The 21,097-nt window shown below is 74.2% G+C and carries 24 protein-coding genes; 16 read left to right on the forward strand and 8 right to left on the reverse strand.

Features of this window, described 5'->3' with window-relative positions:
* Window positions 1-16: 16 nt before the first annotated feature.
* The 5 genes from DMP17_RS38380 (at window position 17) to DMP17_RS38400 (ending at window position 4,363) form a co-directional block, all read left to right on the forward strand.
* Entirely contained in the window at window positions 17-1,171 is a 1,155-nt protein-coding gene (locus tag DMP17_RS38380) for a low temperature requirement protein A (protein ID WP_337832081.1), read from the forward strand.
* A 16-nt stretch (window positions 1,172-1,187) separates the two neighbouring features.
* Window positions 1,188-1,676 (forward strand): carboxymuconolactone decarboxylase family protein, encoded by a 489-nt coding sequence (locus DMP17_RS38385; RefSeq protein WP_337832082.1) that lies wholly within the window; start codon window positions 1,188-1,190, stop codon window positions 1,674-1,676.
* 12 nt (window positions 1,677-1,688) lie between these two features.
* Entirely contained in the window at window positions 1,689-2,027 is a 339-nt protein-coding gene (locus tag DMP17_RS38390) for a GNAT family N-acetyltransferase (RefSeq protein WP_226350478.1), read from the forward strand.
* The gene (locus DMP17_RS38395; RefSeq protein ID WP_226366481.1) at window positions 2,024-2,992 is read left to right on the forward strand and encodes a pirin family protein; all 969 of its coding nucleotides are present in this window, start codon (window positions 2,024-2,026) and stop codon (window positions 2,990-2,992) included. Before DMP17_RS38390 ends, DMP17_RS38395 begins: the two co-directional genes overlap by 4 nt.
* A 108-nt stretch (window positions 2,993-3,100) precedes the next feature.
* Window positions 3,101-4,363 carry an HNH endonuclease gene (locus tag DMP17_RS38400; protein WP_337832083.1) on the forward strand — a complete coding sequence of 421 codons (1,263 nt, stop codon included), beginning with the start codon at window positions 3,101-3,103 and terminating at the stop codon, window positions 4,361-4,363.
* 107 nt (window positions 4,364-4,470) lie between these two features.
* On the opposite strand, the gene DMP17_RS38405 is transcribed toward DMP17_RS38400, so the two are convergent.
* Window positions 4,471-4,746, reverse strand: coding sequence for an ACT domain-containing protein (locus DMP17_RS38405; protein WP_226350651.1), 276 nt, complete (start codon window positions 4,744-4,746; stop codon window positions 4,471-4,473).
* 187 nt (window positions 4,747-4,933) lie between these two features.
* On the opposite strand from DMP17_RS38405, the gene DMP17_RS38410 reads away from it, so the two are divergent.
* Complete coding sequence (locus DMP17_RS38410; RefSeq protein ID WP_337832084.1) at window positions 4,934-5,686, forward strand: SGNH/GDSL hydrolase family protein; 753 nt, start codon at window positions 4,934-4,936, stop codon at window positions 5,684-5,686.
* A gap of 105 nt (window positions 5,687-5,791) precedes the next feature.
* Here DMP17_RS38410 and DMP17_RS38415 read toward each other — a convergent pair whose 3' ends face one another.
* The 3 genes from DMP17_RS38415 to pdhA are packed head-to-tail and all read right to left on the reverse strand — an operon-like array spanning window position 5,792 to window position 9,236.
* A complete protein-coding gene (locus tag DMP17_RS38415) occupies window positions 5,792-7,189 on the reverse strand; it encodes a dihydrolipoamide acetyltransferase family protein (RefSeq protein WP_337832085.1) in 1,398 nt (465 codons plus the stop codon).
* Window positions 7,186-8,154, reverse strand: coding sequence for an alpha-ketoacid dehydrogenase subunit beta (locus DMP17_RS38420; protein WP_226350650.1), 969 nt, complete (start codon window positions 8,152-8,154; stop codon window positions 7,186-7,188). Before DMP17_RS38420 ends, DMP17_RS38415 begins: the two co-directional genes overlap by 4 nt.
* Before the next feature lie 23 nt (window positions 8,155-8,177).
* The gene (gene pdhA, locus DMP17_RS38425) at window positions 8,178-9,236 is read right to left on the reverse strand and encodes a pyruvate dehydrogenase (acetyl-transferring) E1 component subunit alpha (RefSeq protein WP_443217943.1); all 1,059 of its coding nucleotides are present in this window, start codon (window positions 9,234-9,236) and stop codon (window positions 8,178-8,180) included.
* 166 nt (window positions 9,237-9,402) lie between these two features.
* On the opposite strand from pdhA, the gene DMP17_RS38430 reads away from it, so the two are divergent.
* The gene (locus DMP17_RS38430; RefSeq protein ID WP_226350474.1) at window positions 9,403-9,837 is read left to right on the forward strand and encodes an Lrp/AsnC family transcriptional regulator; all 435 of its coding nucleotides are present in this window, start codon (window positions 9,403-9,405) and stop codon (window positions 9,835-9,837) included.
* Here DMP17_RS38430 and DMP17_RS38435 read toward each other — a convergent pair.
* The 3 genes from DMP17_RS38435 to paaZ are packed head-to-tail and all read right to left on the reverse strand — an operon-like array spanning window position 9,834 to window position 13,880.
* Window positions 9,834-10,493: a DsbA family oxidoreductase gene (locus tag DMP17_RS38435; protein ID WP_226366485.1), complete on the reverse strand. Its 660-nt coding sequence runs from the start codon at window positions 10,491-10,493 to the stop codon at window positions 9,834-9,836. The two genes, DMP17_RS38430 and DMP17_RS38435, sit on opposite strands and share 4 nt — an antisense overlap.
* Window positions 10,494-10,530: 37 nt before the next feature.
* Window positions 10,531-11,850 carry a phenylacetate--CoA ligase PaaK gene (gene paaK, locus DMP17_RS38440; RefSeq protein WP_226366486.1) on the reverse strand — a complete coding sequence of 440 codons (1,320 nt, stop codon included), beginning with the start codon at window positions 11,848-11,850 and terminating at the stop codon, window positions 10,531-10,533.
* A complete protein-coding gene (gene paaZ, locus DMP17_RS38445) occupies window positions 11,850-13,880 on the reverse strand; it encodes a phenylacetic acid degradation bifunctional protein PaaZ (protein WP_337832086.1) in 2,031 nt (676 codons plus the stop codon). Before paaZ ends, paaK begins: the two co-directional genes overlap by 1 nt.
* A gap of 158 nt (window positions 13,881-14,038) precedes the next feature.
* Here paaZ and DMP17_RS38450 point away from each other — a divergent pair, with 158 nt between their 5' ends.
* The 3 genes from DMP17_RS38450 to DMP17_RS38460 are packed head-to-tail and all read left to right on the forward strand — an operon-like array spanning window position 14,039 to window position 15,848.
* Complete coding sequence (locus DMP17_RS38450; protein WP_226366488.1) at window positions 14,039-14,857, forward strand: enoyl-CoA hydratase/isomerase family protein; 819 nt, start codon at window positions 14,039-14,041, stop codon at window positions 14,855-14,857.
* Window positions 14,854-15,450, forward strand: a complete 597-nt coding sequence (locus tag DMP17_RS38455; RefSeq protein ID WP_226350469.1) for a TetR/AcrR family transcriptional regulator — start codon at window positions 14,854-14,856, stop codon at window positions 15,448-15,450. Before DMP17_RS38450 ends, DMP17_RS38455 begins: the two co-directional genes overlap by 4 nt.
* The gene (locus DMP17_RS38460) at window positions 15,447-15,848 is read left to right on the forward strand and encodes a GNAT family N-acetyltransferase (RefSeq protein ID WP_337832087.1); all 402 of its coding nucleotides are present in this window, start codon (window positions 15,447-15,449) and stop codon (window positions 15,846-15,848) included. The genes DMP17_RS38455 and DMP17_RS38460 overlap by 4 nt, the downstream gene beginning before the upstream one ends.
* A gap of 52 nt (window positions 15,849-15,900) precedes the next feature.
* Here the strand turns inward: DMP17_RS38460 and DMP17_RS38465 are convergent, their stop codons facing one another.
* Window positions 15,901-16,161: a hypothetical protein gene (locus DMP17_RS38465; protein WP_337832088.1), complete on the reverse strand. Its 261-nt coding sequence runs from the start codon at window positions 16,159-16,161 to the stop codon at window positions 15,901-15,903.
* Between the two features lie 235 nt (window positions 16,162-16,396).
* Between DMP17_RS38465 and paaA the strand changes: the two genes are divergently transcribed.
* The 6 genes from paaA to DMP17_RS38495 are packed head-to-tail and all read left to right on the forward strand — an operon-like array spanning window position 16,397 to window position 21,038.
* Window positions 16,397-17,356, forward strand: a complete 960-nt coding sequence (gene paaA, locus DMP17_RS38470; protein ID WP_337832089.1) for a 1,2-phenylacetyl-CoA epoxidase subunit PaaA — start codon at window positions 16,397-16,399, stop codon at window positions 17,354-17,356.
* An 11-nt stretch (window positions 17,357-17,367) separates the two neighbouring features.
* Entirely contained in the window at window positions 17,368-17,721 is a 354-nt protein-coding gene (gene paaB, locus DMP17_RS38475) for a 1,2-phenylacetyl-CoA epoxidase subunit PaaB (protein WP_434092930.1), read from the forward strand.
* Window positions 17,718-18,596: a 1,2-phenylacetyl-CoA epoxidase subunit PaaC gene (gene paaC, locus DMP17_RS38480; protein WP_337832090.1), complete on the forward strand. Its 879-nt coding sequence runs from the start codon at window positions 17,718-17,720 to the stop codon at window positions 18,594-18,596. The genes paaB and paaC overlap by 4 nt, the downstream gene beginning before the upstream one ends.
* On the forward strand, window positions 18,593-19,081 hold the full coding sequence (gene paaD / locus DMP17_RS38485; RefSeq protein ID WP_226366490.1) for a 1,2-phenylacetyl-CoA epoxidase subunit PaaD: 489 nt from the start codon (window positions 18,593-18,595) through the stop codon (window positions 19,079-19,081). Before paaC ends, paaD begins: the two co-directional genes overlap by 4 nt.
* Window positions 19,081-20,250, forward strand: a complete 1,170-nt coding sequence (gene paaE, locus DMP17_RS38490) for a 1,2-phenylacetyl-CoA epoxidase subunit PaaE (RefSeq protein WP_443217944.1) — start codon at window positions 19,081-19,083, stop codon at window positions 20,248-20,250. The genes paaD and paaE overlap by 1 nt, the downstream gene beginning before the upstream one ends.
* Window positions 20,251-20,261: 11 nt before the next feature.
* A complete protein-coding gene (locus tag DMP17_RS38495) occupies window positions 20,262-21,038 on the forward strand; it encodes an IclR family transcriptional regulator (RefSeq protein ID WP_226350462.1) in 777 nt (258 codons plus the stop codon).
* Window positions 21,039-21,097: the final 59 nt, after the last annotated feature.

The following is a 21,097-nucleotide window of genomic DNA, read 5'->3' on the forward strand; positions in this document are numbered from 1 at the left end:
AGTGCGGCGCGCAACGATGGCCGACGTGAACCTCGGCCTGCGTGCGATGCGCCCCCGCGACCCGGACGAGCCCCACCGGGCGGCGAGTCCGCTGGAGCTGTTCTTCGACCTGGTCTTCGTGGTGGCGGTGTCGCTGTCGTCGGCCGCGCTGCACCACTCCGAGTCCGGCGGGCACGTCGGCGCCGGGGTCGGGTCGTATCTGCTGGTGTTCTTCGGCATCTGGTGGGCCTGGATGAACTTCACCTGGTTCGCCTCGGCCTTCGACGTCGACGACTGGCTCTACCGCGTCACCACCCTGGTGCAGATGGCCGGGGCGCTGGTGTTGGCCGCGGGGACCCCGTCGGCGATGGCCGGTGAGGGCTACGGCGTGCTCGTCGCGGGCTACGTGGTGATGCGCCTGGCGATGGTCACGCAGTGGCTGCGGGCGGCCCGCTCGCACCCGGAGCTGCGGGTCACGGCGCTGCGCTACGCGGGCGGCATCGTCGTCGTCCAGCTGCTGTGGATCGCCTGGGTGCTCGTGGACCCGCACCCGGTGGGGTTCGTCGTGCTGGCGCTGGCCGAGCTGGCGGTCCCGGTGGTCGCCGAGCGGGCGCGGACGACGCCGTGGCACCCGCACCACATCGCCGAGCGCTACAGCCTGTTCACCCTGATCCTGCTGGGCGAGTCGGTCCTGGCGTCGACGACGGCCGTGGTCGACGCGCTGTCCTCCGCCGAGCACCTCGGCCCGCTGCTGCTGCTCTCGGCGTGCGGGCTCGTGCTGGCCGCGGGCATGTGGTGGGTCTACTTCGCCCGCGACCAGCACGAGCACCTGCGGGCCATGCCGCGGGCGCTGGTGCACGGCTACGGCCACTACCTCGTCTTCGCCGCGGCCGGGGCGTTCTCGGCGGGCATCGAGGTGGCCGTCGACGTCGACACCACCGCGACCGGGCTGTCCGCCGCCGCGGCCGGGGCGACGCTGACCGTGCCGGTCGCCCTGTTCGTCCTCGGGGTGTGGGCGCTCGCGCTGCGCCCCACGCTCACCGCCGGGCGCAGCGCCGCCGTCGTCGTGCTGGCGGTGCTGCTGGGGCTGTCGGCGTTCGCGCCGTTCACCCCGGTCGTCGCCGCGGTGGTGATGGTGGCGGTGGTCGTGACCGTTGAGACAGCACCCGCCCGGAACACCGTCGCCGCGTGACGGGTTCGGAGGTGACATGGGCCGGGTGTGGATCGACAAGCAGACCCCCGAGGTGTTCCGGGCGATGACCGACGTCGTCGCGGTCGTGCGCGAGCGCGCCGCCGCGGCCGGGGTGGACCGGGACCTGCTGGAGCTGGTGAACCTGCGGGTCTCACAGATCAACGGCTGCGAGACCTGCCTGGACACGCACTGGCGGGCGGGGCTCGCGGCCGGGCTGACCCCGCAGCGGATGACGCTGCTCCCGGCCTGGCGCGACAGCGCCCTCTACGACGACCGCGAGCGCGCCGTACTCGGTCTCGCCGAGGCCGTCACCCGGACCGCCGGGACCCACCTCGACGACGACGCCTACGCCGCCGTCCGCGGTGACCTCACCGACGACGAGGTGTCGGTGCTGGTCTGGGCGGCGATCACCATCAACGCGTTCAACCGGGTCTCGATCCTGTCGGCGCACCCCGTCCCCGAGCGCGACGCCGACGGCCGCGTGGTGCGGCGCCGGGCGTCCTGAGAGGCTGAGCACATGTCCGGCGACACCGACGACACCGTGGTCACCCACGACACGGGCCACCACCGATACGAGATCCTGATCGACGGCACCGTGGTCGGCCGGGCCGAGTACGTCGACGACCACGAGCAGCGGATCTTCCACCACACCGAGGTCGACCCGGAGCTGTCCGGGCGCGGGCTCGCGAGCACCCTGGTCCGCTTCGCGCTGGACGACACCCGCGCCGCCGGGCAGCGGATCGTGCCGGTCTGCCCGTACGTGCGGCGCTGGGTGTCGACCCACCAGGGCTACGCCGACATCCTCGACCTGGTGACGCCCGACGCCGTCGCCACCGTCCGGCGGAGGGCGCGGTGAGCAACGTCGAGACCGCGCCGGAGGAGGTCGTCTGCGGGGGCGACGCCGCCGCCGCGGAGCTGGTGACCCCGCGCGACGTGCCGCTGGGCGGGCCGCGCGCGATGACGGTGCGCCGCACGCTGCCGCGCCGTACCCGGTCGCTGATCGGGGCCTGGTGCTTCCTGGACCACTACGGCCCGGACCGGGTCGCCGACACGGGCGGGATGGCCGTGCCGGGGCATCCGCACACCGGGCTGGCGACGGTGTCGTGGCTGTTCAACGGGGAGGTCGAGCACCGCGACACCACCGGCGCGCACGCACTCGTGCGCCCGGGTGAGCTGAACCTGATGACCGCGGGGTCCGGCATCGCGCACTCGGAGTTCTCCACGCAAGGTACCGAGGTGCTGCACGGGGTGCAGCTGTGGCTGGCGCTGCCCGCCGCGCACCGGGACACCGCGCCCCGCTTCGAGCACTACGCGCCGCCCCGGGTGCGGGCCGGGGACGCCGCGCTGCGGGTGTTCCTCGGGTCGCTGGCCGGGTCGACGTCGCCGGTGGAGACGTTCACCCCGCTGCTGGGCGCCGAGGTCGTACTGCCCGCCGGGGCGGCGGTGACGCTCGACGTCGACGCCGGGTTCGAGCACGGCGTGCTGGTCGACGCCGGCTCGGCGCGGGTGTGCGGGACGGCGGCCGCGTCCGCCGAGCTCGTGTACCTCCCGCCGGGCCGGACGACCCTGGACCTGCACGCCGGCGACGACGGCGCCCGCCTCGTGCTGCTCGGCGGGGAGCCGCTGGGCGAGCAGATCGTGATGTGGTGGAACTTCGTCGGTTCCACCCACGACGAGGTCGCGGCCTACCGGGAGCAGTGGCAGGACGAGCGTGCCGCCGGAGGGCGGGACGGTGGGCGCTTCGGGGTGTTCCCGGACGCCTGGGAGTCGACGTTGCCGGCGCCGGAGCTGCCGAACGCGCGGTTGACGCCTCGGGGGTAGGGCGGGGTTCGCGGATCGCGAAACGTGGAGACGTCTCCGCAGCTCAAGGATTCGCAATAGTGAACGGAAACTTGGTGTTCGAACACTAGTTCGAGTACTGTCGATGGTGTGACCGCCACCCAGGAACCACCCGCCCACGCCACCGGCGTGCCCGGCGGCGGGTTCCCCTCCGGTGACCTCACCCTGCTCCGGTTCCACGTCGAACAAGCCCTCGGCGCCGACACCTGCGCGTGGTCCGAGTCGGAGTTGATCGACCAGATCCAGGAGATCGAGTCGCTCCAGGCCTCCCTGGCCGCCCTCCAGGCGAGCCGGATCCGGGCTTTCGCCCGCAGCCACGTGGAGAACGGCTCGACCGACCTGGATCCCGAGAAGCTCCACCGCAGCGTGGTCGCCCAGATCCAGCTGGCCTGCCGGGTCTCCGCCGCCGAGGCCCGCACCCGGGCGGCGAACGCCCGGGACCTGCATTCCGGGCTCGACCGGATCCGTGGCCTGCACCGAGCCGGCGAGCTCAGCGCCGCGAAGGTGTCCGCGATCGCCGTCGAATGCCGCGACCTCAACACCACCCAGCGGGCGCAGGTCGACTCCCGACTCGCCGCCGTCCGCGACCTCACCCGGTACGGGATCGGGCGGCTGCGGGCGATGACCCGGCGTCTGGTCGCCGAGATCGCCCCCGACCGGTTCCGCGCCCGCGTCCACGCCGCCAAGGCCGAACGCCGAGTGACACTGCGCCCGGCACCGGATGCGATGAGCTACCTGACCGCCTACGTTCCGGTCGAGCAGGGCGCCGCCTGCCTGGCCGCGCTGCAGAAGGCCTTCGTCGAGGTCCAGGTCGACCCCGAGCCCCTGACCCGCACCCGCGGACAGGTCCTCGCCGACACCCTCGTCGAACGCGTCACCGGACAGGCCACCGCGACGGCGGTGAACCTCGAAGTACAGGTCACCGTGCCCGTGCAGGCCCTGCTCGACCCGCATTCCCCGCTGCCCGCCGAGATCCCCGGGCTCGGACCGGTGCCGGTCGACCTGCTCGCGAACCCCGAGGGCACCAAGTCGCTGCGCAGACTGCTCACCGACCACGGTCTGGTCATCGGCGGCGACTCCCGCAGGCGCACCTTCACCGGGCTCCTCGCCACCCTCGTGAAAGCCCGCGCCGGGAACCGGTGCACCGAGCCCTACTGTGACGCTCCCGTCCGTCACCTCGACCACATCCAGCGGAATGCCGACGGTGGGCGCACCGAGCTGGAGAACGGGCGCGGGGTGTGCGAGTTCCACAACCACGTCCGCGAACAACCCGGCTGGCACATCGCCCGGGCCCCCGACGGGGCCGTCGTCACCACCACGCCGACCGGGCACACCTACCGCGGACCGGACTGACGACGATGCTGCTCGCAGACGTCACCCACATCGCATCGACGTCACACCGACCTGCACCGTCGACGACTGAGCCTCGGGGTCCCCGATCAGGGACGTGGTGCGGCGGTTCAGCCCAGGTCGGCGCGCACCACCGGGACGACCCGGCGCAGCTGCTCGAGCAGCAGGTCGGCGTCCCGGCCGTCGCGGGTGACGACGAGGTCGACCCGGCCGATCTCGCCGGACATGTCGACCCGCAGCGAGCGGACCTTCCAGCGGCGCGACCGCAGCATGGTGAGGACCTTGTACAGGCCGTCGTCGGCGTCGGTCAGCAGCAGCGAGACGACGTGACCGTGCTCGGCGGGATCGCTGTCGGTACTGGTGCGCTCGGCGGTGAGGGCGTTCATCGGATCTCCGGTGTTCGAGGGCGAACGTCAGGATCCGGCCAGGTCCGGCGGGCACGACGTGCCACGCGCCGGCTCCCTGGCTTCAGCCGGCGCGCCGGGTAATGATCCGACCGCGCACGGGACGAGGGTAACAGCCGTCACCACCCCCGGGCAGAGCCGTGGTGATCGCGACGCGGATGCTGACCCCGTGCGGTACGTGGCGATCGGGGACAGCTTCACCGAGGGCGTGGGCGACGAGGACGCGGCGGGCATCCCCCGCGGCTGGGCCGACCGGGTCGCCGCCGGGCTGGCCGGCGCCTCCGGCGAACCGGTGCACTACGCGAACCTGGCCGTACGGGGCCGGCTGCTGGCCGACGTCGTCGGGCCGCAGCTCGACGCCGCGCTGGCGCTGGACCCCGCACCGACGCTGATCACGCTCAACGGCGGCGGGAACGACATGCTGCGCCCCCGCACCGACGTCGACGGGCTCGCCGCGCTGACCGCCCGCGCCGTCGACCGATGCGCGGCGGCGGGGGTCCGGCTGGTGCTGCTCAGCGGCGCCGACCCGTCGGACCGCCTCCCGCTGGGACGGGTCGTCCACCGCCGCGGCGCCGAGCTGTCGGCGACGGTGCGCACGCTCGCCGCCGCCCGCGGGCTCACCTTCGTCGACGTGTTCGGCGACGCCGAGATCCGCAGGCCCGGCTACTGGTCGGACGACCGCCTGCACCTGGGCACGCCCGGGCACCTGCGCGCCGCCGGGCTGGTGCTGGAGGCACTCGGGGTGCGCGGCGCGACGCCCGCGACGACCGTCGCCACGACCCCGCCGACCGGGCCGGCCGCGGGGCTCGCCTACTACCGCGCCCACGTCCTGCCCTGGGTCGGACGACGCCTGCGGGGCAGGTCCTCCGGGGACGGCCGCCCGGCGAAGGCACCGGCCTGGACCGTCGTCCCGGCGCGCTGAGCTGCGGCGACCCGCGACACCGCGATCACGGAAGCCGCTGGGAGTGCGTTCGGGCAGGTCCCGCAGCGCGTCGAGCCGGTGGTGATCACGCGGCGGCGCTGAGGGTCACAGGTCGGCCAGCGCGGACAGCGGGGACTCGACGGCGTCGGCGACGAACCGCAGGAACCCGCCCGCGGTGCCGCCGTCGCAGACGCGGTGGTCGAACACCAGCGACAGCTGGGTGACCGACCGCGGGACGACCGCGCCGTCGACGACCCACGGCCGCGGCAGCACCCGTCCGACGCCCAGCATCGCGACCTCGGGATGGTTGATGATCGCGGCGCTGCCGTCGACGCCGAGCACCCCGTAGTTGTTCAGTGTGAACGAGCCGCGGGTCAGCTCCGCGGCGGTGACCGAGCCGTCCCGGGCGGCCGCGGTGAGCCGACGGATCTCGGTGTCGAGTCCGCGCATCCCGAGGCGGTGGGCGTCGGCCACCGAGGGGACGACCAGGCCACGGTCGGTCTGCGCGGCGATGCCGAGGTGCACCCCGTCGAGGTGCACGATCTCCCCCGCCTGCGTGTCGACCCGGGCGTTGAGCTCGGGGAACCGCGCGAGACCGGCGACGACGAACCGGGCCAGGATCGCGAGCAGCCCGACCGGGCGACCGTCGGCGCCGGCGAGCTGCGGGCGCAGGGCGAGCAGGTCGGTGGCGTCGACGTCGACCCAGGTCGTGGCCTCGGGGATCTCGGCGCGGCTGCGGGTCAGGGTCTCGGCGACGGCGCGGCGAACCCCGCGGAGCGGCACGATCCCCCGCACCGCGAGCCCGGTGCGGGGGTCGCGGCCCGGTGCGATGGCGGTCGTCGCGGCGGGCGGTGCAGCAGCGGCGGGCGGCGCAGCGGCGGGCGGCGCGGCAGCGGGCTCGGCGGCGGCAGGCTCCGCGGCGCGGGCGGCGGCGAGCGCCACGTCGTGGCGCAGCACCATCCCGCCGGGCCCGGTCCCCTCGACCGTCGCGAGGTCGATGCCGTGGTCGCGGGCCAGCCGCCGCACCACCGGCGACTGCACCGGCCGACGCTCCCCCGGCGCGCGCTCGGCGACGGACGTCGCCGCCGGGACCGCGGGCGCGGCAGCGGGCTCGGGCTCGGGCTCGGGCGAAGCGGCGGGTGCGGCGGCGGGCTCGGGCGCGAGCGCGGGGGCACGCTTCGCGGCCCGGCGACGCCGGCGGGCCCCCTCGTGCCCGCCGGACGTGCCGTACCCGATCAGGACGTTCCCCGACCCGGCGTCCTCGGCGTCCCCGACCGAGACCAGCGGCTCCCCGACCCGCAGCGTCTCGCCCTCCGCGCCGTGCCGGGTCAGCACCGTGCCCGCGTACGGCGACGGCACCTCGACCACGGCCTTCGCCGTCCCGACCTCGGCCACGGGCTGGTCGACGCCGACGGTGTCCCCGTCGGCCACGAGCCAGCGGACCAGCTCGGCCTCGGTCAGCCCCTCCCCCAGGTCGGGCAGGGTGAACACCTGCGCGCTCACGCCGCGTCCTCCCAGCCGAGCGAGTCGACGGCGTCGAGCACCCGGTCCACCCCGGGCAGGTGGTGCTGCTCCAGCTTCGGCGGCGGGTAGGGCACGTCGAACCCGGTCACCCGGCGCACCGGCGCCTCGAGGTGGTGGAAGCACCGCTCGGAGACCCGGGCGGCGATCTCCGAGGCGACCGAGGCGAACCCCGGGGCCTCCGCGACGACGACCGCCCGCCCGGTCCGGCGGACCTGCGCGCAGACGGTCTCGTCGTCGAACGGGACGATCGACCGCAGGTCGACCACGCCCAGGTCACGGCCCTCGCGGGCGGCCTCCTCGGCGGCGGCGAGCGCGACCGGGACCGTCGGGCCGTAGGCGATGAGCGTCGCGTCGACCCCGGGGCGGCGGACGACGGCACGTCCGATCGGCGGCACCGGGACGGTCGTGTCCACCTCCTCCTTGGTGAAGTAGTGCTTCTTCGGCTCCAGGAAGACCACCGGGTCCGGGTACTCGATCGCCGCGCGGAGCAGGCCGTGGGCGTCGGCGTTCGTGGCCGGGGCGAGCACGGTCAGCCCGGCGGTGTGGGCGTAGTACGCCTCGGAGGAGTCGCAGTGGTGCTCGACGCCGCCGATCCCGCCGGCGTAGGGCACCCGGATGACCATCGGCAGCCGCATCCGGCCCGAGGTGCGGTTGCCGAACTTCGCGACGTGGCTGGCGATCTGCTCGAACGCCGGGTAGGCGAACGCGTCGAACTGCATCTCGACGACGGGCCGCAGCCCGTTCATCGCCATCCCCACCGCCGTGCCGACGATGCCGGACTCGGCGAGCGGGGTGTCGAAGCAGCGGTGCTCGCCGAACTCGGCGGTGAGCCCGTCGGTGACCCGGAACACCCCGCCGAGCGGGCCGACGTCCTCCCCGAACACGACGACGGTCGGGTCGGCGGCCATCGCCTCGCGCAGTGCCGTGTTGATCGACTGCGCCATGGTGAGCTTCACGGGACCGGTGTTCACGGCATGACCTCCAGCTCGGCGCGCAGCTGGTCGCGCTGCTCGCGCAGCTGCGGGGTGGGGTGGGCGTAGACGTGCGCGAACAGGTCCTCGGGGTCCACCGGGGACTCGGCCGCGATGCCGGTGCGCAGGTCGGCGGCCATCCGCTCGGCGTCGTCGGTGAGGGCGCGCTCGGCGTCGTCGTCGAGCAGGTCGTCGGCGCGCAGCCGGGCGCGCAGGCGTACCAGCGGGTCTCGGACGGCCCAGGAGGCGACCTCGCTCTCGTCGCGGTAGCGGCCCGCGTCGTCGGCGTTGGTGTGGGCCTCCATGCGGTAGGTGTCGGCCTCCACCAGCGTCGGGCCGCCACCGGAGCGGGCCAGGGCGACGGCGTCGTCGAGCACGGTGAGCAGCGCGGGGAGGTCGTTGCCGTCGACCCGAACGCCGGGCATGCCGTAGCCGACCGCCTTGTCCGCGAGGCTGGCGGCGGCGCTCTGCCGGTGCAGCGGCACCGAGATCGCGTACTTGTTGTTCTGCACGAGGAACACCACCGGCGCGCGGAAGACCGCGGCGAAGTTCAGCGCCTCGTGGAAGTCGCCCTCGCTGGTGGCGCCGTCGCCGCAGAGCGCCAGGACGGCGTCGGGCTCGCCCTTGAGCCGGGCCGCGTGGGCGACGCCGACCGCGTGCAGCAGCTGCGTCGCGAGCGGGGTCGCCTGCGGGGCGACGCGGTGGGCGGCGACGTCGTAGCCGCAGTGCCGGTCCCCGCGCAGCATCGTGAGCACCTCGACCGGGTCGACGCCGCGGGCGACGATCGCGGCGGTGTCGCGGTAGGTCGGGAAGAGCCAGTCGCCGTCGGCCAGCACCATCGCCGCGGCCACCTGGCAGGCCTCCTGGCCGCGCGAGGACGGGTACACGGCCAGGCGCCCCTGCCGGACCAGCGCGCCGGCCTGTTCGTTGAGCCGCCGGGCGTGCACCAGGCCGCGGTAGCCGGCGAGCAGCCGGTCCGGCGGCGGGAGCTGCGCGCCGGGCACGGTGGTGCCGTCCGGTTCCAGCAGGCGGACGGTCTCGCGCCGGTCGTCCACGATGACTCCCCTCCGTGCGGACACTGTGCCTCGAGAATGGCGCATGATCCGTACGATCGGCCCGGACCGAGGAGATGACGAGACGATCGGCCCGCAGCACGGCACAGCCCCGGACGAGTGGTCCGGGTCACCGGTGCCCGGCGGGGCCCGGTGAGACGAACGGAGGGTGCCGGTGCTCGACGACATCGACCGGCGGATGGTCGCGGAGCTGCAGCGCGACGGCAGGCTGACCGGGCGCGCGCTGGCCGAGCGCCTGACGATCTCGCGGGCGAACGCCTACGCCCGCCTCGCCCGGCTCGTCGACGACGGCGTGGTCACCGGTTTCACCGTGCTCGTCGACCCGGACAAGGTGGGGCTGCACACCTCGGCGTACGTGACGTTGACGGTGCGCCAGAACAGCTGGCGCGAGCTGCGCGAACAGCTGCGCGCGATCCCCGAGGTCCGGCACATGGCACTGGTCGGCGGGGACTTCGACGTGCTGCTGCTGGTGCGCACCACCGGCAACGACGCACTGCGCAGCGTCGTGCTCGAACGCCTGCAGGCGCTGCCGACGGTCGTGTCGACGCGGACGATCCTGATCTTCGAGGACGAGTCCCGCTAGCTGCGGGCGGGCGTCTCCCGCTCGGCCCAGGCGGTGTCGAGGAGCTGCCGCAGCGCGTCCGCCGGCTGGGCGCCGGCGACGCCGTAGCGGTCGTCGACGACGAGGAAGGGCACCGAGGTGATGCCGAGGCGGCGGGCCAGGTCCTCGTCGGCGCGGACGTCGTCGAGGTACCGGTCGGAGCCGAGCACGGCGCGCACCCCGTCGTCGTCGAGGCCGGCGTCCACCGCGATCCGGGCGAGCGCCCCGGGGTCGCCGATCGGCTCGCCGTCGGTGAACGAGGCCCGCAGCAGCCGGCCCTTCAGCTCGTCCTGCACCGTGGCGCCGCCGGTCTCCCAGGCGTGGTGCAGCAGCCGGTGGGCGTCGACGGTGTTGCCGTGCCGGGCCCGGTCGAAGCGGAACTCCAGGCCGTCCTGCGCGGCGGTGGCGGCGACGCGCTCCTGCATCCGCCGGGCCTCCTCGACGCTCATGCCGTACTTCGACGCCAGGTGCTCGGCGCCGCCGCTGCGCTCGCGGGGTGCTTCCGGCTCCAGCTCGAAGCTGCGCCACCGCAGCGTCACGTCGTCGCGGTGGGCGAATCCGGCCAGCGCGGCCTGCAGCCGGGCACGCCCGATCGCACACCACGGGCAGACGACGTCGGACCAGATCTCGAGCTTCACAACCGGCCGCAACCGGCCGGGGCCCCGCCGCATTCCCTCAGCGGCGGTCCTTGAGCCGCTGCAGCTTCCCGACCGAGCGCTCCAGGGTGTCGGGGTCGACGACGTCGCAGGTCACGGAGATGCCGACGGTCTCCTTCACCGCGCGCACGAGCTCCGCGGCGGCCGGGTCGCGGCGGTCGGCGGGCGTGTCGCCGCGGGCCTCCACGCGCACGGTCATCGCGTCGAGCCTGCCCTGGGTCGTCAGCTCCAGCTGGAAGTGCGGCGCGAGCCCGGGCGTGCGGAGCACGATCTCCTCGATCTGGGTCGGGAAGACGTTCACACCGCGCAGGATGATCATGTCGTCGGACCGTCCGGTGATCTTGGCCATCCGCCGCATCTGCGGCCGCGCGGTGCCCGGGAGCAGCGTCGTGAGGTCGCGGGTGCGGTAGCGGATGATCGGCAGCCCCTCCTTGGTGAGGCTGGTGAACAGCAGCTCGCCCTCGGAGCCGTCGGGCAGCGGGGTGCCGTCGAGCGGGTCGACGACCTCGGGCAGGAAGTGGTCCTCCCAGATGTGCAGGCCGTCCTTGGTCTCCACGCACTCCTGCGAGACACCGGGTCCCATGACCTCGGACAGGCCGTAGATGTCGACGGCGTGGATGCCGGCCCGCTCCTCGATCTCGGCGCGCATCTGCTCGGTCCACGGCTCGGCGCCGAAGATCCCGACCTGCAGGCTCGTCGACCGGGGGTCGACGCCCTGGCGCTCGAACTCGTCGAGCAGGGTGAGCATGTAGCTCGGGGTCAGCATGATGACCTCGGGCTCGAAGTCGCCGATGAGCTGCACCTGGCGCGGGGTCATCCCGCCGGAGACGGGGATGACGGTCGCGCCCAGCTTCTCCGCGCCGTAGTGCGCGCCGAGCCCGCCGGTGAACAGGCCGTACCCGTAGGCGACGTGCACGCGGTGGCCGGGGCGCCCGCCCGCGGCCCGGATCGACCGGGCGACGAGCCCGGCCCACCGGTCGAGGTCGCCCGCGGTGTAGCCGACGACGGTCGGGCGGCCCGTGGTGCCCGACGACGCGTGGATCCGCGCGATCCGCTCGCGCGGCACCGCGAACATGCCGAACGGGTAGGTCTCCCGCAGGTCGGCCTTGGTCGTGGTCGGGAACTTCGCGATGTCGGCGAGCTCGCGGCAGTCGTCGGGGTGCACGCCGTGCTCGTCGAACTTCGCGCGGTAGTGCGGCACGTTGTCGTAGGCGTGCCGCAGCGACCACTGCAAACGCTCCAGCTGCAGCGCGCGCAGCTCGTCGACCGACATCCGCTCCGCGGGGTCCAGCAGCTCGGCCGGGGGCGCGTCGCCCGGGCGCTTCGTGGCGGTCGTCATCACGCGTCCTTCTTCGCGACGAGAGTGAGCACGTCGTAGCGGGCGACGGACTCGCCGTCCTGCCGCGTGACTTCGGCGTCCCAGCGGACCTCGCCGTAACCGGCGGACTCGCGCGGGGTGAGCTGCTTGCAGGTCAGGGTCACGGTGAGCTCGTCGTCGAAGCGGACCGGGGTGAGGAACCGCAGTCCGTCGACGCCGAAGTTCGCGAGCACCGGGCCCGGGTCCGGGTCGACGAACAGGCCCGCGGCCAGCGAGACGACCAGGTAGCCGTGCGCGACGCGCTGCCCGAACAGCGGGTTCGCCGCGGCGGCGGCCTCGTCCATGTGCGCGTAGAACGTGTCGCCGGTGAACTCGGCGAAGTGCTCCACGTCCTCCCGGGTCACCCGGCGCGGGCCGGCGACCAGGCAGTCGCCGGGGCGCAGCTCCTCCAGGTGCTTGCGGAACGGGTGGACGTCGGACTCGTGGCGCCGGGCCCCGGCGACCCAGCGGCCGGTGATCGCGGCCAGCGAGTCGGGGTCGGCCTGCACGGCGGTGCGCTGCATGTGGTGGAACACCCCGCGGACACCGCCCATCTCCTCGCCGCCGCCGGCGCGGCCGGGACCGCCGTGGACGAGCTGGGGCAGCGGCGACCCGTGTCCGGTGGACTCGCCCGCGTCGCGGGCGTTGAGCACGTGCACGCGGCCGTGGAACGGCGCGACGCCGAGCACGACCTCCCGGACGAACCCGGGGTCGGCGGAGACGACGGACCCGGCGAGCGAGCCCTGGCCGCGGGCGGCGTAGTCGATCAGCTGCTCGGTGGTGTCGTAGGGCAGCACGGTCGACACCGGGCCGAACGCCTCGATCTCGTGCGGCTCGGCGCGGTCCGGGTCCCCGACCAGCAGCAACGGGGAGACGAACGCGCCACGGTCGGCGTCGGCGCCGGTCACCTCGACGCGGTCGGGGTCGCCGAACACGATCCGGCCGGCGTCGCGCAGGGCCTTCACGCTGCGACGGACTTCCTCGCGCTGGTCGAGGCTCGCGAGCGCCCCCATCCGGACGCCCTCGGCTCCGGGGGCGCCGACCACGACCCCCGCGAGCCGTGCGGTGACGGCCTCCACGACGGCGTCGACGTGTGCGCGGGGCACGAACGCGCGTCGGATCGCGGTGCACTTCTGTCCGGCCTTGACCGTCATCTCGGTGGTCAGGGCCTTCACGAACAGGTCGAACTCCTCGGTGCCGGGCGTCGCGTCCGGGCCGAGCGCGGCCAGGTTCAGCGAGTCGGCCTCGGCCGAGAAGCGCACGGAGTTCCGGACGATCCCGGGGTGGCTGCGCAGGGTCTGCGCGGTCGACGCCGAGCCGGTGAAGCTCACCAGGTCCTGCCCGGTGAGGTGGTCGAAGGTGTCGCCGAGCGATCCGGCGACGAACTGCACCGACCCCTCGGGCAGCAGGCCGGAGCCGATGATCAGCTCGGCGAGCTCCGCGGTGAGGAACGCCGTCGGAGACGCGGGCTTGATCAGCGTCGGGACGCCCGCGAGGAAGGCCGGGGCGAGCTTCTCCAGCGGGCCCCAGACGGGGAAGTTGAACGCGTTGACCTGCACCGCGACCCCGTGCAACGGGGTGAGCACGTGCTGGCCGAGGAACGTCCCGCCCCGGCCGAGCGGCTCGACGTCGCCCTCGACGTGGATCGTGTCGTTGGGCAGCTCGCGCTTCGCCTTGGAGGCGTAGGCGAGCAGGACGCCGATGCCGCCGTCGACGTCGAACTTCGAGTCGCCGAGGGTGGCGCCGGTCCGCGCGGAGACGGCGTAGAGCTGCTCGCGGTGCTCGCGCAGGTGCTGCCCGAGCGCCTTCAGCAGGGCGGCACGCTGGTGGAAGGTGAGCTCGCGCAGCGCGGGCCCGCCGGTCCGCCGCCCGTACTCCAGCGCCCCGGCGAGGTCGAGGCCATCGGCGGAGATTCGGGCGACCTCCTCGCCGGTCACCGCGTCGTACAGCGGGCGGCCCTCGCCGCTCCCGGTCTGCCAGGTACCGGAGAGGTGACTGCGGAGCAGGGTCATCGGCGAGCCTCCGTCGCGCTTCGTCGTCGCGGGTCAGCGATTGAACCGACCGTTCGTTCGGGCGAACCTAGCACCGGTCCACGGAACCGCACCAGGGTCCGTCCGGACGCCGGCAGGACGGGGAGACCGATCGTTCGGTCGGCCGCTAGGCTCACCGGATGACCTCCCCCGCCACCGGCACCGATCCCGCCGTCCTCGTGACCCGCGACGAGACCGACCCGTCGGTCGCGGTGGTCACGCTGAACCGGCCCGCGAAGTACAACGCGCTCACCGTCGAGCTCAAGGAGGCGCTGCTCCCCGCGGTGGTCGAGGTCGCCGGGGACGAGTCCGTACGCGCGATCGTGCTGACCGGCGCGGGGAAGGCGTTCTGCGTCGGGCAGGACCTGGGCGAGCACGCCGCGGCGCTCGACGTCGACCCGGTCGACGCCCTGGGCACCGTGCGCCGGCACTACAACCCGCTGATCCGCGCGCTCAACGAGGCACCGAAGCCGGTGGTCGCCGCGATCAACGGGCCCTGCGTGGGCGCCGGGCTCGGCATCGCGCTGGCCACCGACCTGCGGATCGCCGCGGAGGGGCTGAAGTTCGCGACCGCGTTCACCGGGATCGGGCTGTCCACCGACAGCGGCCTCGCGGCGTCGCTCGCGCACGCCGTCGGCGTCTCCCGGGCGACCGAGCTGGTGCTGCTGAACGAGCAGTTCACCGCCGAGGACGCCCGCAACTGGGGCCTGGTGCGCGACGTCGTCCCGGCCGACCAGGTCCTCACCACCGCGCTGGAGCTCGCGCGCCGGCTGGCCGCCGGACCCACCCGCGCCTACGCCGAGGTGAAGGGCGCGCTGCGCTTCGGCGCGGTCAACGAGCTCCCCGCCGTCCTGGAGTACGAGGCCGACGCCCAGGTCCGGCTCTCGACCACGCGCGACCACCAGCAGGCCGTGAGCGACTTCCTCGCGAAGAAGAAGCCCGTCTTCGAGGGCCGATGAGCTCGCCGGTCAAGCGGGCCCGGCGACCCAGCGGCGGCCGCGACGCGCTGCTCGAGACCGCGGTCGGGGAGTTCATCGACCGCGGCTACGACGCGACGTCGATGGAGGACCTCTCGCGGGCCGCCGGGATCACGAAGTCGTCGTTCTACCACCACTTCGCGGGCAAGGAGGCGCTGCTGCGCGCGGCGCTGGAACGCGCCGTCGACGGGCTGTTCGGCGTGCTCGACCTGCCCGAGGCCCGCACCGGCTCCCCCGCCGACCGGCTGCGGGTGATCGTCGCCGCGCAGGTCAGGGTGCTGATGGCCGAGCTCCCGTACGTCACCCTGCTGCTCCGGGTCCGCGGCAACACCGAGACCGAGCGCTGGGCGCTGGAACGCCGCCGTGCGTTCGACGCGGCCGTGCGAGCCCTGGTCCGCGACGCCGTCGACGCCGGCGAGGTCCGCTCCGACGTCGACCCCGCCCTGGCCGCACGGCTGCTGTCCGGCACGATCAACTCGATCGTCGAGTGGTACCGCCCCGGCCGCCCCGGGACCGCCACCCTGCCCGAGGACGTCGTCCGCGCCGCGTTCGCCGGCATCGTCCCGGCGCCGTGACCGACGTCCGGGTCCGCGTCCGCCCCGAGGTCGACGACGTCGCGCTCTCCGCGCTGCACGCCGCCGGGTTCGACGAGACCCCACGCCTGCGACGCTGGTCCGCCCAGCTCGCCGCACACAGCCTGAGCTGGCTCGACGCCCGCGACGGCGACGCGCTCGCCGGGTTCGTCAACCTCGCCTGGGACGGCGACCGGCACGCGTTCCTGCTCGATCTCGTCGTCGCCGACGGGTACCGCCGCCGCGGGATCGGCCGGGCGCTGGTCGCCGGGGCCGTGGAGCAGGCCACCGCGGCGGGCTGCACCTGGCTGCACGCCGACTTCACCCCCCACCTGACCCCCTTCTACCGCTCCTGCGCCCTCCCCCCTACCGACGCCGGCCTCCTGCGCCTGCACCGCTGAGCAGTCGATCAGCACGTTCTCGCCCGTGACGGGGCGGAAACGTGCTGATCGATCACGCGTGACCGCCTCGAGACGTCAGGCGGCGGCGAACCTCGACGGCCAGGAGGTCGGGGTGGGCCAGCCCGAGCGCGACCACGACCTCCACCGGTACCCCGCGCGGTGCGCAGTCCGCCCCCAGCATCTCGGCCGCGGCCCAGCCGCCCAGCGCGGCCCGCCCGGTCCCGGCTCCGATCGCCCCGACCGCGACCGCCCCGGCCTCGCACCGCAGTAGGAAGGTGTCCGGGACGTGCGCGGCGACGAACACCCCGCGCACGACCGGACGGAACCGGGCCCCCGCAGCTGCTTCGAGGTGACCACCCCGGCGCGCACCGCCGCAGTGCCGAGGAACGGTCGCGTGAGATCCATGCCCCTTGGACCGCCCCACCCACCGCCCGGTTCCTCCGGAGTCCCGGCCCGGCACCGACCACCGCGCGGGGGCCGGGGTTGCGGGATCCCCCGCTCATCCGCCACACTCGTAGCCGAACGAACATTCGGTACGGAGGTGTCCAGTGACGAGCACCGCGCCATCCCCGGCGGAGCTGGAGGAGCGGTTCGACGCGACGATCGCGGCGGACCAGCGGATCGAGCCGCGGGACTGGATGCCCGAGGCCTACCGCAGGAGCCTGATCCGGCAGATCGCCCAGCACGCGCACTCGGAGATCATCGGGATGCAGCCGGAGGGCAACTGGCTGCTGCGTGCGCCGTCGCTGCGGCGCCGGGCGATCCTGCTGGCCAAGGTGCAGGACGAGGCCGGCCACGGCATGTACCTCTACGCGGCCGCCGAGACCCTCGGCGTCGACCGCGAGGAGCTCACCGAGAAGCTGATCGACTCGAAGCAGAAGTACAGCTCGATCTTCAACTACCCGACGCTGTCCTGGGCGGACATCGGCGTCATCGGGTGGCTGGTCGACGGCGCGGCGATCGCGAACCAGGTCCCGCTGTGCCGCTGCTCCTACGGGCCCTACGCCCGGGCGATGATCCGCATCTGCAAGGAGGAGTCGTTCCACCAGCGCCAGGGCTACGAGTCGCTGCTCGCCCTGACCGCGGGGACCGAGGCGCAGAAGCGCATGGTCCAGGAGTCGGTGGACCGCTGGTGGTGGCCGTCGCTGATGATGTTCGGCCCGGCCGACGGCGACTCGCCCAACACCCACCAGTCGATGGCCTGGGGCATCAAGCGCCACACCAACGACGAACTGCGCCAGCGCTTCGTCGACATGACCGTCCCGCAGGCGGCGGTGCTGGGCGTCACGCTGCCCGACCCGGACCTGCGCTGGAACGACGAGCGGCAGGCGCACGACTTCGGCGAGCCGGACTGGTCGGAGTTCACCGCCGTCGTCTCCGGGGCGGGGCCGGCGAACCGGCAGCGGCTGGACCACCGGCGTCGCGCGCACGAGAACGGGGCGTGGGTGCGCGAGGCGGCGCAGGCCTACGCGGAGAAGCAGGCCGGGAAGCGGGGGGCACGGGCATGAGCGAGCAGGACATGACCGCCGAGGGCGGCCACGGCGCCGTCCCGACGACGGGTGTCGAGACCGGGCAGGGCGAGAAGCCGAGCCGTCGCGCCTGGCCGCTCTACGAGGTGTTCGTCCGCGGCAAGCGCGGGCTCAACCACGTCCACGTCGGGTCGCTGCACGCCGCGGACGACGAGATGGCCCTGCACAACGCCCGCGACGTCTACACCCGTCGCAACGAGGGCGTGAGCATCTGGGTGGTCCGCGCCGACGCGATCACCGCGTCCAGCCCGGACGAGAAAGACCCGTTCTTCGCCCCGAGCGGGGACAAGGTCTACCGGCACCCGACGTTCTACGCGATCCCGGAGGAGGTGCCGCACCTGTGAGCGGCTCCGTCTACGACGGCCTCACCGAGGAGGGCGACGACCCGCGCTGGGCGTTCGGGTCGGGGTTCGAGGACAGCGAGGCGGACATCGTCGCGCCGGTTCCCGCGGGCACCGATCCGGCGGACCTCGCGGAGTACTGCCTGATGCTCGGCGACGACGCGCTGGTCCTGTCCCACCGGCTGACCGAGTGGGTCTCGAACGCCCCGGAGCTGGAGGAGGAGGTCGCGCTCGCCAACACCGCGCTCGACCTGCTCGGCCAGGCCCGGGTGCTGCTGTCGCGCGCCGGGCACCTGACCGGCCGCGACGAGGACGCGCTGGCCTACTGGCGCGAGGTGTCGGAGTTCCGCTGCGTCGGGCTCGTCGAGCCGTCCGACGACCTGGACTTCGCCCGCGCCATCGCCCGGCTGCTGGTGTTCTCCACCTGGCGGCTCGCGCTGCTGCACCGGCTCACGGACTCCGCTGACCCGGTGGTCGCCGCCGTCGCCGCGAAGGGGGTCAAGGAGGTCACCTACCACCGTGACCACGCCGCGCGCTGGACGCTGCGCCTCGGCGACGGCACACCGGAGTCGCACCGGCGCATGCAGGACGCGCTGGAGTGGGTGTGGCCGCACCTCGGCGAGCTGTTCCGCACCACCGACACCGAGCGACGCCTGGTCGCCGCCGGTGTCGCCGTCGACCCGGCGGACACCCGCGAGGAGGTCGACGCCGTCCTCGCGCAGGTGATCGGGCGCGCCACGCTGACCGTGCCGCAGGTCCCGTCGACCGGCACGATCGGGGGCCGCGGCGGCCGCCAGGGCGTGCACACCGAGAAGCTGGAGCCCGCGCTGGTCGTGCTGCAGAGCCTCGCGCGCCGGCACCCCGGGGCGTCCTGGTGAGCGGGGCGGGCGGGGTCGTCGCGCAGGTCGTCGACCCCGAGATGCCGATGCTCACCCTCGACGACCTCGGCGTGATCCGCTCGGTGTCCGAACAGGACGACCGCGTGACGGTCACGATCACCCCGACCTACTCCGGCTGCCCGGCGATCGAGGAGATGCGCGCGGACATCCGCGGCGCGCTCACCGCGGCCGGGTACGCGCGCGTCGAGGTGCGGACGGTGTTCTCCCCCGCCTGGAGCACGGACTGGATCAGCGAGGCCGGGCGGCGCAAGCTCGCCGAGGCCGGCGTCGCGCCGCCCGGGAGCGCCCCGCGGACGGGCGGGCCGATCCCGCTGACGCTGGACGCGCCGTCGACGGTCGTGCCCTGCCCGCAGTGCGGCTCCCGGGCGACCGAGGAGCTGTCGCGCTTCGGCCCGACCGCGTGCACCGCGCTGCGGCGGTGCACCACCTGCCGTGAGCCGTTCGAGCACATGAAGGAGATCTGATGAGCGAGCGGCGCGCGGCGGCGTGGCAGGCCCGGGCCAACCAGGCGTACGGCCGGACGACGCTCGCCTTGGACGACGAGATCGAGGCCCTGCTGGCCGAGGACGACGCGCTGCCCGCCGGCTTCCACCGGCTCGTGGTGACCGAGGTCGACCGGCTGTGCGACGACGCCGTCGCCGTCACCTTCGACGTCCCCGAGGACCTGCGCGGGCACTACGACTTCCGGCCCGGCCAGTACCTGACCCTGCGGAAGGACACCGCCGACGGCGAGGAGCGCCGGTCGTACTCGATCTGCTCCGCCGCCGGGACCGCGCCGCGGGTGGGGGTGCGCCGGGTCGACGGCGGGCTGTTCTCCGCCTGGCTGGTCGACGAGGTGGCCCCGGGCGACGTCGTCGAGGTCGGCCCGCCCGCCGGGTCGTTCACCCCGGAGCTGACCGCGGGCACGCACCACGGTCTCGTCGCAGCCGGGTCCGGGATCACCCCGGTGCTGTCGATCGCGGCGTCCCTGCTGGCCGCGCACGACGACACCCGCGTCACCCTCGTCTACGGCAACCGGCGGACCGACACGGTGATGTTCACCGAGGAGATCGCCGACCTGAAGAACCGCTACGGCCCGCGGCTGCACCTGCTGCACGTGCTCTCGCGCGAGCCCACCGAGGCCGAGATCGTCAACGGCAGGCTGGACGCCGACCGGCTGCGGCTGCTGTTCACCGCGCTGGTCGACACCGCCGACGTCGACGACTGGTGGCTGTGCGGCCCGCTCGGCATGACCGAGGCCGCGGTCGCGGTGCTCGGTGAGCTCGGCGTCGAGCGGCGCCGGGTGCACCGCGAGCTGTTCTACGTCGACGAGCCGCCGCCGGAGGTCGACCGCCACGAGCCCGAGCCGGACGGCGACGGCGCGCAGGTCACGGTCGTCCTCAACGGACGGTCGACGACGCTGGCCGTCCCGGCCGGCGAGTACGTCCTCGACGCCGCCCAGAAGGTCCGCGGCGACCTGCCGTTCGCCTGCAAGGGCGGGGTGTGCGGGACGTGCCGGGCGAAGGTGACCGACGGCGAGGTGACCATGCGGCGCAACTACGCGCTGGAGGACGACGAGGTCGCCGCCGGGTTCGTCCTCACCTGCCAGTCCCGCCCAGTGACCGACACCGCCACGGTCGACTACGACGCCTGATACTGGCGGGCATGACCACGTCGCGTCGCGGCCACCCGGTGGGACCGACCGGGTCGGTCGTGGTGCGCGCGCTCGGCCTGCTCGACGCGTTCGGCCCCGACCGGCCCGCGCTGTCGCTCAGCGACCTCGCCCGACACGCGGACGTCCCGTTGTCGACCGCGCACCGGCTCGTCGCCGACCTGGCGGCGTGGGGCGCGCTGGAACGTGACGACGAGGGCCGCTACCGGATCGGGCTGCGCGTCTGGGAGCTCGGCGCGCTCGCCCCGCGCGGGCAGGCGCTGCGCGAGACGGCGCTGCCGTTCCTGGAGGACCTGTCCCGGGTCACCCGGGAGAACGTGCAGCTCGCGGTGCGTGAGGGCGCCGAGGTGGTGTTCGTCGAGCGGCTCGCCGGGTCCGGCGCGGTCCCGGTGCAGACCCGGGTCGGGGGGCGTTTCGCGCTCACCGCGACCGGGGTCGGTCTGGTGCTGCTCGCGCACTCGCCGCCGGAGCTGCAGGACGAGGTGCTGGGCGCGCGGATCGAGCGCTACACCCCGTTCACGGTGACCGACCCGCAGCGGATGCGCCGCATGCTCGCCGACGTCCGCCGCGACGGCCACTCGGTCAGCGACCGGCAGGTCACCGACGACGCGCTGTCGGTCGGCGCCCCCGTCTCCGACGCCCGCGGCCAGGTCGTCGCGGCCGTCTCGCTCGTCGTGCGGCACGGCAGCGTGTCCGCCCGCGCGCTCGCCCCGCTGGTGCGCACCACCGCCGCCGGGATCAGCCGCGCGCTCAGCACCACCACGCGCTGAAACCCTTCCATTCTCCGGAAGGGACGTACGGCGCGGCCCCCGTCGCCCCGCATCCTCGC

It is taken from the genome of Pseudonocardia sp. TMWB2A (assembly GCF_017312135.1).

Coding starts and splice junctions, on each gene's coding strand:
- DMP17_RS38380 (WP_337832081.1), top strand. CDS start 17: ATGGCCGACGTGAACCTCGGCCTGCGTGCGATGCGCCCCCGCGACCCG.
- DMP17_RS38385 (WP_337832082.1), top strand. CDS start 1,188: ATGGGCCGGGTGTGGATCGACAAGCAGACCCCCGAGGTGTTCCGGGCG.
- DMP17_RS38390 (WP_226350478.1), top strand. CDS start 1,689: ATGTCCGGCGACACCGACGACACCGTGGTCACCCACGACACGGGCCAC.
- DMP17_RS38405 (WP_226350651.1), bottom strand. CDS start 4,746: ATGAACGCCCTCACCGCCGAGCGCACCAGTACCGACAGCGATCCCGCC.
- DMP17_RS38420 (WP_226350650.1), bottom strand. CDS start 8,154: ATGGCGCAGTCGATCAACACGGCACTGCGCGAGGCGATGGCCGCCGAC.
- paaK (WP_226366486.1), bottom strand. CDS start 11,850: ATGACGACCGCCACGAAGCGCCCGGGCGACGCGCCCCCGGCCGAGCTG.
- paaZ (WP_337832086.1), bottom strand. CDS start 13,880: ATGACCCTGCTCCGCAGTCACCTCTCCGGTACCTGGCAGACCGGGAGC.
- DMP17_RS38450 (WP_226366488.1), top strand. CDS start 14,039: ATGACCTCCCCCGCCACCGGCACCGATCCCGCCGTCCTCGTGACCCGC.
- DMP17_RS38455 (WP_226350469.1), top strand. CDS start 14,854: ATGAGCTCGCCGGTCAAGCGGGCCCGGCGACCCAGCGGCGGCCGCGAC.
- paaB (WP_434092930.1), top strand. CDS start 17,368: ATGACCGCCGAGGGCGGCCACGGCGCCGTCCCGACGACGGGTGTCGAG.
- paaE (WP_443217944.1), top strand. CDS start 19,081: ATGAGCGAGCGGCGCGCGGCGGCGTGGCAGGCCCGGGCCAACCAGGCG.
- DMP17_RS38495 (WP_226350462.1), top strand. CDS start 20,262: ATGACCACGTCGCGTCGCGGCCACCCGGTGGGACCGACCGGGTCGGTC.